The 11,117-nt window shown below is 70.3% G+C and carries 10 protein-coding genes; 6 read left to right on the forward strand and 4 right to left on the reverse strand.

The features are described from left to right. Positions 1–8 precede the first annotated feature (8 nt). From ACIOWN_RS22085 to ACIOWN_RS22095, 3 genes are read right to left on the reverse strand one after another with little or no spacing between them, the layout of a single operon-like run. Positions 9–1,151 carry an FAD-dependent oxidoreductase gene (locus tag ACIOWN_RS22085; protein WP_362356738.1) on the reverse strand — a complete coding sequence of 381 codons (1,143 nt, stop codon included), beginning with the start codon at positions 1,149–1,151 and terminating at the stop codon, positions 9–11. Then, entirely contained in the window at positions 1,148–1,336 is a 189-nt protein-coding gene (locus tag ACIOWN_RS22090; RefSeq protein ID WP_362356740.1) for a ferredoxin, read from the reverse strand. Before ACIOWN_RS22090 ends, ACIOWN_RS22085 begins: the two co-directional genes overlap by 4 nt. Next, positions 1,333–2,505: a cytochrome P450 gene (locus ACIOWN_RS22095; RefSeq protein WP_362356742.1), complete on the reverse strand. Its 1,173-nt coding sequence runs from the start codon at positions 2,503–2,505 to the stop codon at positions 1,333–1,335. Before ACIOWN_RS22095 ends, ACIOWN_RS22090 begins: the two co-directional genes overlap by 4 nt. Before the next feature lie 246 nt (positions 2,506–2,751). On the opposite strand from ACIOWN_RS22095, the gene ACIOWN_RS22100 reads away from it, so the two are divergent. From ACIOWN_RS22100 to ACIOWN_RS22125, 6 genes are read left to right on the forward strand one after another with little or no spacing between them, the layout of a single operon-like run. Continuing rightward, positions 2,752–3,726 carry a phosphotriesterase gene (locus ACIOWN_RS22100; protein ID WP_362356744.1) on the forward strand — a complete coding sequence of 325 codons (975 nt, stop codon included), beginning with the start codon at positions 2,752–2,754 and terminating at the stop codon, positions 3,724–3,726. 49 nt (positions 3,727–3,775) lie between these two features. Further along, the gene (locus ACIOWN_RS22105) at positions 3,776–4,732 is read left to right on the forward strand and encodes a phosphotriesterase (protein WP_362356746.1); all 957 of its coding nucleotides are present in this window, start codon (positions 3,776–3,778) and stop codon (positions 4,730–4,732) included. Between the two features lie 13 nt (positions 4,733–4,745). Then, positions 4,746–5,858: an NAD(P)/FAD-dependent oxidoreductase gene (locus ACIOWN_RS22110; protein WP_362356748.1), complete on the forward strand. Its 1,113-nt coding sequence runs from the start codon at positions 4,746–4,748 to the stop codon at positions 5,856–5,858. 8 nt (positions 5,859–5,866) lie between these two features. Then, positions 5,867–6,790: an alpha/beta hydrolase gene (locus ACIOWN_RS22115; protein WP_401983159.1), complete on the forward strand. Its 924-nt coding sequence runs from the start codon at positions 5,867–5,869 to the stop codon at positions 6,788–6,790. 34 nt (positions 6,791–6,824) lie between these two features. Next, positions 6,825–7,766, forward strand: a complete 942-nt coding sequence (locus ACIOWN_RS22120; protein ID WP_362356752.1) for an MBL fold metallo-hydrolase — start codon at positions 6,825–6,827, stop codon at positions 7,764–7,766. Positions 7,767–7,784: 18 nt separating this feature from the next. Next, a complete protein-coding gene (locus ACIOWN_RS22125) occupies positions 7,785–9,569 on the forward strand; it encodes a CocE/NonD family hydrolase (protein ID WP_401983160.1) in 1,785 nt (594 codons plus the stop codon). Between the two features lie 324 nt (positions 9,570–9,893). Here the strand turns inward: ACIOWN_RS22125 and ACIOWN_RS22130 are convergent. Beyond that, positions 9,894–11,117 (reverse strand): enolase C-terminal domain-like protein (locus ACIOWN_RS22130; RefSeq protein ID WP_401983161.1); only part of this gene is annotated, 1,224 nt, incomplete at its 5' end.

An 11,117-nucleotide genomic window follows, 5' to 3' on the forward strand; every position in this document is an offset into this window, starting at 1 on the left:
GGCGAACCCTACGTGGCCGCCCGGGTCATCCGGCGCAGCCGGGGGATGGGGATCCGGTAGTCGAGCGCCACGGCGTCACCGGTGCCGTCCCGGTGCGACCAGCGCATCAGCGCCGGACCGCCGCCGGGCTCTCCGTCGACGTACTCCGGCTCACCTTCCACCGGCAGGTTGCCCACCGCCTTCAGGCTCAGTCCGAACTGCTCCGTCCAGAAGTACGGCTGGAACCGCAACGGCGGAGCCTCGTTGCCGCGGACGAGTGCCCGCGCCGCGACCTTCGCCTGCTCGACCGCGCTGCTCCACAGAGGGATGCGGCGCAGGCCCTGCGGGGTGGGGAAGGCCGCGAGATCGCCGACGGCCGCCACGTCGGGGCGGACGAGACCGCGCTCGTCGACCCGGATGGCGCCCTGGGCGGTGAGTCCCGAGCCGGCGAGCCACTCCGTGTTGGGAACGTCGCCGGCGGCGGTCAGGATCACCTCGGCCTCGAGAACCCCGCCCTCGTCGAGGACGACCCGGGTGCTTCCGTCGCTCCCCTCGATCCGGGCGGCCGCGGTCTCCACGACGGTGAGCCCCTGGCCCAGCGCGGCCTTGACGAACACGCCGGCGAGATACGGGCCGAGCTGGAGAATCAGCGGCGCGCCCTGGGAGACGAGCGTGACCTTGCAGCCGGCGGCCAGACAGCCGGACGCTATCTCCATGCCGAGCGGGCCGCCGCCCACCACGACGACCGACGGCCCGGCCGCCAGCCGGCCGCGCAGGGACAGTGCGTCGTCGAGCCCGCGCAGGGTGACTTCCCCGGGCAGATCGGAGAGGCGTCGCGCCCGGGAACCGGTGGCCAGAACTACGCGGTCGTACGGCAGCGCCGTGCCGTCGTCGAGCGAGACGAGCCGGCGGTCGAGGTCGAGGCCGGTCGCCCGCACGCCGAGCAGTTCGCTCGCCCCGTGGCCGGCCGGCGGCAGCTCGTGCGACGACATGTCGTCACCGTCGAGCAGGAGCGCCTTCGACAGGGCCGGGCGGCTGTATGCCGCGTGCCGTTCGTCGCCGACGATGGTCAGCTCGCCGTCGAAGCCGGCCTCGCGGAGGGTGTCGGCCGCGGTGAGCCCGGCGATCCCGTTGCCGACGACGACGACGCGCTTCAGGGTGCCGGCGCTCATACGACCCTCAGCGCCGCGACCGGACACACACGGACGGCGGCGTTCGCCAGGGCGGCGTCGGTCTCACCGACCTCCTCGCGGTCCAGGACCAGTTCGCCCTCGTCGTCGAGGTGCATGAGCTGCGGCGCGGCCTCCTCGCACAGGCCGTGGCCCTCACAGCGGGGGCGGTCAAGAACGATCTTCATGCGGGGATCACCTCCAGGACGGGGAGCTCCTCGATGCTCCGGGTGGTGTTGCTGGGGACGCGGACCTCGGGCCCGGCGACGAGGCGCTCGACACGCCGGGAGAGCGCCTCGATCACGGCGTGGGCCTCCAGGCGGGCGAGCCCCTGGCCGGCGCAGCCGTGCGGGCCGTAGCCGAACGAGAGGTGGTCGACCGGATTGCGCTCGACGAGGAAGGCGTCCGGGTTCTCGTAGTGCCTGGGGTCGCGGTTGCCGGCGCCGAACAGGATCGCGACCTGTGCGCCCGCCGGGACGACCGCCCCTTCGATCGTGACGTCCTTCGTGACGCGCCGGCCCCAGGCGTGGACGGGAGCCCAGAAGCGCAGCACCTCGTTGAACGCCGCGGGGACCAGCGACGGGTTCTCACGGACCAGGGCGAGCTGGTCGGGATGCCGGGCGAAGAGGGCGACGATGTTTCCGATCGACGCGATGGTGGTGTCGACGCCGGCCCCGAGGTACTGGTGGATGATGTGGCCGGCCGTGTCCGCCGGGATGGCGCCGCGGGCCTCGGCCTCGAAGATGCCGCGGCCCACGGACCCTTCGGCGAGGTCGTCGGCCTTGACCTGGGAGCACCAGGCGTAGAGCTCGCCGGCGACGGGGAAGTTCTCGGCCGTGCGCTGGTTCATGGGGCCGAGGACCTGCATGGCGGCCTGTCCCCAGCGGAGCATGTTGTCGCGCACGTGTCCGGTGAAGCCGATCAGGTCCGCGACGACCTCCAGCGGGAAGGCCCGGGCGAGTGCGTCGACGGCCTCGAAGGAGCCCTTCTCGACCAGCGCGGCGACGAGAGCGTCCGCCTTCGTCTCGATCCCGGCCTTGAGACCGCGCAGCGCACGCGGGGAGAGGTTCTCGGTGAGCGTGGCGCGCAACTGGGTGTGCACGGGCGGGTCGGACGCGAGCGAGGTGCCGGTGAGCGCCTCGTTGGCCATCGGATTGAAGGCGATCGAGGTCGAGGAGAACGACTCCCAGTCGGCGAGGGCGCCGCGGACGACGTCGTATCGCGTCAGCGCGTAGACGTCGTTCTCCGGGAGGTGGACCACGGGGCCCCGTTCCCGGAGTTCGGCGTAGACGGGGTAGGGATCGAGGACGACTTCGTCGGCGAAGAGGTCGACGTCGGAGGTGGGCGGGGTGCTCATGCCCCACAGTGAAGTATCTGACCCCATATCGAACAAGTGAATGCTTTACATGGCGTCATATGCACGGGATGCATATGTCATGCACTTGACAGTGCAGCGCGCAAGGGGGCCGGTCACGTTCGCGCAACCCTTGGAGAATTGTTTTTTCGTGGCGTTCATTTCATTGACGTCATGTAAAGCGAATGGCTACCGTGACCGCAGCCACAGGGTGCGCGGGCACCCCACACCGGACATGTGAGGCAAGGCATGAGCGTCGAGAGCAACACCGTGAACACCGTCCTGGGCCCGGTGCCGGCCACCGAGCTGGGTGTCGTCTCGGTCCATGAGGCGCTGCTGTCGGTGGTGCCCGGCGCCGAGCACGCCTTCGACATCACCATCGACCGCGCCGAGATCTTCGAGACCCTGGCCGCGAAGCTGAAGGACTTCCGCGCCCACGGTGGCGGGACGATCGTCGACAGCACCGGCATGTTCCACGGCCGGGACGTCCGGCTGTACGAGACCCTCTCCCGCGCGACCGGCGTGCACATCGTCGCGTCGACGGGGCAGGGCCCGGAGGAGTTGCTCGGCGGTTACTTCCTCACGCCGCAGACCAACCCGCCGACGCCGTGGCCGGCCGAGAAGTTCGCCGACCTCTTCACCAAGGAGGTCACCGAGGGCATGGTGGTCCCGCGGGTGGAGCGCCGCGGCGCGGCGGGCCTGGTGGCCACCACCGCGACCCACGCGGGCATGACCGCGACCGACGAGAGCCTGTTCCGGGGGGCGGCCCGTACCGCTCTGAGCACCGGCGTCGCGGTCTCCATCCGCTACGGGAGCGACGCCCTGCACGACCTGGACGTCGTCCTGGACGAGAAGCTGCCGGCCGACCGTGTCGTCGTCGGCGGACTCGACCGCAAGGACGCCGTCGCCGCCGGGGCACCCCTGGAGGTCGCCCGGCGAGGCGCCTACGTCGCGCTCGACCACGTAGGCGTGGAGGACGGGGAACACGTCACCGACGCCGAGCGTGCCGCTGTGGTCGCCGACCTGGTGAAGGCCGGCGTCGCCGACCGGATCCTGCTGTCGAGCAGCGCGACCGGTGTGGCGAAGGGCCACCCCGGCAACGACCTGCCGTACAGCCATGTCCTGACCACCTTCGTCCCGCTCCTGAAGACACAGGGTCTCAGCGACGAGGACGCGCGGCGGATTCTCGTGGAGAACCCGCGCGACCTGCTGTCGGTGCGCTGAGCGCGCCGGCACGAACGACCATCAAGTCTCTTACTCAAAGGTGAGTTTTGTGTCGAGAGTGAACACGGTCCTGGGGCCGGTCCCGGCCGAGGAGCTGGGACTCGTCGCGGTCCACGAGCACATCGGGTACGGCATGCCCGGGTCCGAACTGGACACCAAGTGGTGGAAGACCCCGGAGCAGCGGTACGAGGAGACCGTCCCGAAGCTGCGCGCGTTCCACGAGTACGGCGGCGGCACCTTCGTCGACGCGACCGGCATCTGCAACGGCCGCGACGTCGACTACTACAAGTCGCTGTCCGCGAAGACCGGCGTCCACATCGTCGCCTGCACCGGCTTCGTCGGCGGCGACACCGCCCTGCCGCACTTCGCGAACGCCGACGTGGACTACCTGATGCGGCAGTTCGTCCACGAGATCACCGTCGGCATCGGCAGCAGCGGCGGCCTCGCCGGTGTCATCAAGGTCGGTGTCAGCCGCGGCGGCCGCATGACGGACCTGGACAAGCGGATCTACCGCGCCGCGGCCCGCGCCTCGCTCACCACGGGCGTGCCGATCCTGACCCACCTCGCGATCGACGCCGAGAACGCGATCGCCGTCTTCGACGAGGAGGGACTGCCGCTGGACCGCGTCCTGTTCGGGCACGTCGACGACGGCGTGAACGCCGACAAGACGCGCGACGTCTGGATCGCGGAGCAGGGCGGCCGCATCGGCTTCGACACCTTCGGCTACGAGACCGAGCTGCCCGACCCGCCGTTCTGGGCCCGCCCGCGCAAGGAGCGGCTGGACCACTTCCTGCGGTTCATCGACGGGGGCCGACGGCTGAAGCAGGTCCTCGCCTCCGCCGACGCCAACTGCAGCCCGCTGGGCTGGCCGGGCGTCAAGGGCCACACCGTCAACTACATCTTCGAGGACCTCATCCCGGACCTCCGCGCCGCCGGTCTCGACGAGGCCGCCATCAAGACGATCTTCGTCGACAACCCCGCCGACTTCCTCACCCTGCAGAAGTAGAGAGAGAACCACCATGCAGTCCTCAGACCTGAAGAACCTGAAGATCGCCGTCGTCGGAGCGGGGTACGGCGGCGCGGCGGCGGCCAAGGCCCTGAGCCTGCTCGGCGCCGAGGTCGACGTCTACGAGCAGGCCAACCAGATCCGGGAGGTGGGCGCCGGCATCGGTCTGCGTCCCGTCACCATGAACCGGTTCCGCCAGTGGGGGATCTTCGACGCGATCGCGAAGGTGACCTCGCCGAGCGAGTACTTCGAGATCCTCACGGCCACCGGTGACCCGATCATGAAAGAGACGTGGCCGGCCGACGGCGAGCAGACCCATACCCACCTGATCCACCGCGGCGACTTCATCGACGCGCTTCTGGGCGTCCTCCCCGAGGGGATGGTGCACCTCGGCCACAAGCTCGAGAGCATCGAGGACAAGGGGGACAGCTCGGTCCTCACCTTCGCGGGCGGCAAGACCGTCGAGGCCGACCTGGTCGTCGGCGCCGACGGCATCAAGTCGGTGGTGCGCAAGGAGCTGTTCGGCGAGAAGGGCCCGGTGTTCTCGGGCGAGCACGCCTACCGCGCGGTCATCCCCGTCGGCGCCGCCCACGGGATGGTCGTCGACGACAACCTCCGGATGTACATCGGCAAGGGCACGAAGATCTACCTGCTGCCGCTGCGCCACCGGGGCCAGGTGTCGTTCGACATCACCGCCCTGTGCCCGGACGGCACCTGGAACCCGCAGGTCACCAAGGACGACATGCTGAAGACGGTGGAGGGCTTCGACGAGCGCCTCGTGAGCATCACGCGCGACCTCGACATGGACACCGTGAACGTCCGCGCCGTCTACGACATCGACCCGGTCGACACATGGCACTCGGACTCCGTCGTCCTCGTCGGCGATGCGGCCCACTCGATGCTGCACCACCAGGGCCAGGGCGCCAACTCGGCCATCGAGGACGGCGGCGCGCTCGCCGACGCCCTGCGGCAGGCGGACTCAGTGAAGGAGGCGCTGGCCCTGTACCAGGCCACCCGCAAGCCGGTGACCGACGAACTGCAGCGCATCTCGCGCCAAGGGTGGACCGAGGACGAGATCAACGACGTCTTCCCCGGCCAGAAGCCCGCCGCTGCCGGGCAGGAGTGAGTGACACCATGACGCTGCATCCCGAGATCGCCAAGTTCATCGCGAGCCTGCCCACCCCGCCCGAGGGCCCGCTCGACCCGGTCGCCATGCGCGCCGCGGACGAGGGGCACGTCGCCCCCCTGGAGGAGCGCCTGCCGCTCCACGCGGTCGACAGCGTGACGGCGAAGACGGCCGCCGGCGAGGTACCGGTACGGATCTACACCCCTGTCGAGGCCGACAGCTACGGCGTGCTGGTCTACTTCCACGGCGGCGCGTTCTTCCTCGGCAGCCTGGAGACCCACGACCACGTCGCGCGCTCACTGGCCAAGGAGACCGGGCTCAAGGTCGTCTCCGTCGGCTACCGCCTGGCACCCGAGGCGGCCTTCCCGGCCGGTCTCGACGACTGCTACGCGGTCGTGCGCTGGGTCGCCGAGGAGGGTACGGGCCTGGCCTGGGACGGTACGACCCTCGCCGTCGCCGGTGACAGCTCCGGCGGCACCTTCGCCGCCGCGGTCGCCGCCAGGGCGCACGACGACGGCTTCGACCGGATCACCCACCAGATCCTCTACTACCCCTCGCTCGACCTGGACTTCGACGTCGACCGCTACCCGTCGCTGCGGGAGAACGCGGTGGGCTACGGCCTGGAGACGGCCGGACTGAAGCCCTTCAACGCCTTCTACCTCGACAGCGGCGCCGACCCCGCGGACCCGCTGGTGTCGCCGATCAGGCGGACCGACCTCACCGGCCTGCCGCCCGCGCTGGTCGTCACCGCCGAGCACGACCCCATGCGCGACGAGGGCGAACTGTACGGCGAGCGGCTGCGCGAAGCCGGTGTGGAAGCGACGGTGAGCCGGTACGCGGGAGCGGGCCACGGGTTCGTCCAGCACTTCTCCTGGATCCCCGAGTACCACGCGGTCTTCACCCAGACACGCGACTTCCTCGGCCGCGGCTGACCGGCCGGCCCGTGCACGAGCGGAGTAGGAAAGCATGACGCACCCAGTCACCGTCCACCCCCTGGTCTCGCCCTGGGGCCGGTTCGGTCTCTACAGCTTCTTCATCGACGCGCCCGAGCCGGCGATCGTCGACACCGGCATCGCCTCGTCGCCCGCCCAAGGGATGGCTCCCGCGCTCGAGGCGATCGGACGCCGCATCGAGGACGTGCGCTGGATCCTGCTGACCCATGGTCACATCGACCACGTCGGCGGAGCGCACGCCCTGTGGGAGCTCACCGGGCGGCGCGCCCAGGTGGTCATCCACGAGGCCGACGCACCGATGCTCCGCTCGCGCCGGGCCCACGTCGAGGAGTACCTCGCGGGACGGGGCCGGTACCTGGACGACCCCGAGGGCGAGGCGAAGGTGACGGCCGCCACGGAGGCCGTCATCTCCGGCGAGATGGAGCCCTCCGTGCTGGTCAAGGGCGGCGAGACCCTCTCCCTCGGCGGTGATGTCTCCGTGTCGGTGCACTCCGTACCGGGCCACACACCCGGATCGGTCGCCTACGTCGTCGACGGACAGCGCTCGGTGTTCACCGGAGACGCCGTCCAGGTCCACGGGGCGGCGAACGGCTTCCCGGGCTACACGGACCCGGTCGCCTACCGCGCCGGCCTGGAGTACCTGCGGGACGAGATCCGCCCGCTCCACCTCTACCTGGGGCACCCCTACCGCCGCGTCGACGGCACACCGTACGGCGTCGAACTCGACGAGGCGCAGGCCCAGGAGGCAATCACCCAGAGCCTGGACATCGAGGCCCGTGTCGCCGCGGCCGCCTGCGGATGCCTGGAGGCGGGCCTGCGGGAGACGGATTCGCCGTACTCCCCGTTCGCCCGTGCCGCCGACGAGCTCGGCTACACCGGGGACCCCGTGCTCGAGCCGTCGCCGTTCTTCACCTCCATGGCCGGCTACCGCACACACCTCGAACAGAACGCGTGACACAGGAGCTTCACACCCATGACTGACCTTCACACGATCCGCGCGGGCGAGCAGTCGATCGCCGTCCGCAAGGATCTCCAGGTGCCGATGCGTGACGGCGTCACCCTGGTCGCCGACGCGTACAGCGGTGTGGACGGCACACCGCGGCCCGCGCTGGTGGCCCTGAGCCCGTACGGCAAGGAGCTCCAGGCCCTGGCCCTGACTACCCCGCCGCAGCGCCGGCCGAGCCCCATGTGGGACGGCTGCATCGAGGCCGGCGACATCGCGCGCGTCGTCCAGGAGGGCTACGTCCACGTCATCGGCGACCTGCGCGGCTCCGGCGCCTCCGAGGGCGAGCACATCGGCAACTACAACGCCGGTGGCGTCCCGCTCGGCCAGGACGCGTACGACTTCATCGAGTGGGTCGCCGCGCAGCCGTGGTGCGACGGCAACGTCGGCATGATCGGCATCTCCTACTTCGGCTCGATGCAGGTGCTGGCGGCGGCCGAGCGTCCGCCGAGCCTCAAGGCGATCTTCGTCAGCGGCGGCCACTACGACTTCTACGAGACCACCTACCACGGCGGCGTCATGTGGTTCATGCCGCGCGCCGCCCGTGAGGGGCGCGGCGGCGACTCCGGCTGGGCCTTCACCGACGGCGTCAAGTCCCGCATGCTCGAGACCTGCTCGCCCGAAGAGATCAAGAAGCGGGTCGCCGAGCGCCTGCGGGACCCGGACGTGGCCGCCTGGCCCAACCTGGTCCACGTGCTGAACTACCCGAAGAACCACGAGGCCTGGTTCGACATCGTGATGAACGAGGTCGACGGCGAGTGGTACGAGGAACGCAACCCCGTCACCCTCGCGCCCAACATCGACATCCCGGTCTGGCTCCAGATCGACCAGGGCCGCGGCTGGACGATGGACGGCACCATCGAGGTCTTCAACCGCCTCAAGGGCCCCAAGAAGCTGGACATCGGCCCGTACCCGCCCATGCAGTCGCGCCCCTTCATCGAAGAGCACGACAAGATGTTCCGCTGGTACGACTACTGGATCAAGGGCATCGACAACGGGATCATGGACGAGCCCGCCGTCACCGTGCACGTCGAGGGCTCACGCCAGTACGTCACCGGGGCGCAGTGGCCACCCAAGGACGTGGAGCACAAGCCGCTCTACCTCCGCCCGCGCCACAAGCTCTCCTTCGAGCCCGAGCCCATGGGCGCCGAGCACGCCGTCCCCGACGGCTTTTACCAGGCGCCGCTCACGGTCACCGACAAGGTGGAGACGCTCAGCTGGAGCACCGAGCCGTTCACCGAGCCCACCGAGATGATCGGCCAGGGCGCGGCGCACCTCTTCGCGGAGATCGACCAGCCCGACACCAACTTCATCCTGCGCATGTGGGACGAGGCCCCGGGCGGCAAGCGGCAGCTCATCACGACCGCCTACCTGAAGGCCTCGCACCGCGAGCTCGACGAGGGACGCACCACCGAGGGCGACCCCTACCACCCGCACACCCGCGCGGTGCCGGTCGAGCCGGGGAAGATCGAGGAGTACGTGCTGCGCGTCTACCCGTTCGCGGCGACGTTCCTGCCCGGCCACAAGCTGGTCGTGGAGCTCTCCAACGACGAGCCGCTGGCCGACGCGCACAACGCGCTGCTGCCACCGGACGCCTTCCACCTGCCGGTGGGCCGCCCCGTCACCCACAAGATCTACCGCGACGCCGCACACCCCTCCCGGCTGGTGCTGCCGTTCACGACGGGCACGGCGCCGGACACGACGCGACAGAGCTCTGCGCGCAACGAAGACGGAGACCGGCGCGGCGGCTCCTGACGAGGCCGACGCCGACCGGGGGACCGCCGTACCCCGGCGGCCGGCCTCGCCTTTCCGCCCGGCCGGCGTCCGGGCCTTCGCGCTCCCAGGCGCGTCGTCCCGGCCGCCGGCCAAGCAGCGGTCCGCCATGCCGGATCCTGCCGATCGGCCGATCCGGTCCGCGGTGGACCGGCTTTCGGCAAGGACAGAGTCTCTCCCCGGAGGAGACGCAAGGCGCCGCCGATGCCTCTCTGTTGTCACCAGCCGGCGTGGCCAGGTGACGCCGCATCACCCGCCCGAGCGACCCACGCGACGACCGACGAAACGTCGAAAGTGGAGAGTACGTCACCGCACCAGGCAGGGGCGTTTGCTGTCGAAGGCCCAGCCCTTCATCAGGTAGCGCATCCCGGCGGCGTCGTCACGGCCCGACAGCCGCTTCTCCAGGTAGAGCTCGTGGGCGGCGAGGAGCCTGTCCATGTCGAGCTCGACACCGAGTCCCGGTGAGTCGTCCACAGCGATCTCCCCGCCGGTGATCCGCGGGGGCCGGACCGTGAGGCGTTCCAGGCCCTCCTGCCAGATCCAGTGGGTGTCCAGCGCGTTGTAGTCACCGGGGACGGCGGCTCCGCAGTGCGCCATCATGGCGAGTGAGATGTCGAAGTGGTTGTTGGAGTGGCAGCCCCAGGTCATGCCCGCGTCGTGGCACAGTTGGGCCACCCGAACGGACCCCTGCATGGTCCAGAAGTGCGGGTCCGCGAGAGGGATGTCGACCGACCGCAGCGCCAGTGCGTGGGTGAGCTGGCGCCAGTCGGTCGCGATCATGTTGGTCGCGGTGGGCAGTCCGGTGGCCCGGCGGAACTCCGCGAGGATCTCCCGGCCCGAGTAGCCGTTCTCGGCTCCGCAGGGATCCTCGGCGTAGGCGAGCGTGCCGGTCAGTGGCCCGCACAGCTCGACTGCTTCGCGCAGGGACCAGGCCCCGTTGGGGTCGAGGGTGATCCGCGCCTCGGGGAAGCGTTCCTTCAGTGCCCGTACCGCCTTGACCTCCTCAACGCCCGGCAGGACGCCGCCCTTGAGCTTGAAGTCGCAAAAGCCGTAGCGCGCGTACGTCGCCTCGGCCTGCCGGACGATCGCCTCCGGAGTCAGGGCCTCCTGGCGGCGGATGCGGTACCACTCCACGGGGGAGCCCTCTTCACGGACGTAGTCCAGATCGGTCCGGTCGGGGTCACCGACGTAGAAGAGGTAGCCCAGGACCCGTACGGAGTCGCGCTGCCGGCCGTCGCCGAGCAGCGCGGCGACGGGGACCTCCAGATGCCTGCCCAGCAGGTCCAGCAACGCCGATTCGACGGCCGTGACAACATGCACGGCGGTGCGCAGGTCGAAGGTCTGCTCGCCCCGTCCGCGCTCGTCACGTCCGCCGAATCTCTCCCCCACGGACCGCAGGACGCGTTTGTAGTCGCCCAGCCGTGCGCCGACGACGAGGGACTCGGCTTCGCGTAGCGTCCGGGTGATGTCCTCACCGCCCGGTACCTCGCCCAGTCCCGTCCGGCCGTCCGAGTCCTCGAGGACGAGGAC

It is taken from the genome of Streptomyces sp. NPDC087787, from assembly GCF_044743035.1.
Lineage (GTDB): Bacteria > Actinomycetota > Actinomycetes > Streptomycetales > Streptomycetaceae > Streptomyces.

Coding starts and splice junctions, on each gene's coding strand:
- ACIOWN_RS22085 (WP_362356738.1), bottom strand. CDS start 1,151: ATGAGCGCCGGCACCCTGAAGCGCGTCGTCGTCGTCGGCAACGGGATC.
- ACIOWN_RS22090 (WP_362356740.1), bottom strand. CDS start 1,336: ATGAAGATCGTTCTTGACCGCCCCCGCTGTGAGGGCCACGGCCTGTGC.
- ACIOWN_RS22095 (WP_362356742.1), bottom strand. CDS start 2,505: ATGAGCACCCCGCCCACCTCCGACGTCGACCTCTTCGCCGACGAAGTC.
- ACIOWN_RS22100 (WP_362356744.1), top strand. CDS start 2,752: ATGAGCGTCGAGAGCAACACCGTGAACACCGTCCTGGGCCCGGTGCCG.
- ACIOWN_RS22110 (WP_362356748.1), top strand. CDS start 4,746: ATGCAGTCCTCAGACCTGAAGAACCTGAAGATCGCCGTCGTCGGAGCG.
- ACIOWN_RS22115 (WP_401983159.1), top strand. CDS start 5,867: ATGACGCTGCATCCCGAGATCGCCAAGTTCATCGCGAGCCTGCCCACC.
- ACIOWN_RS22120 (WP_362356752.1), top strand. CDS start 6,825: ATGACGCACCCAGTCACCGTCCACCCCCTGGTCTCGCCCTGGGGCCGG.
- ACIOWN_RS22125 (WP_401983160.1), top strand. CDS start 7,785: ATGACTGACCTTCACACGATCCGCGCGGGCGAGCAGTCGATCGCCGTC.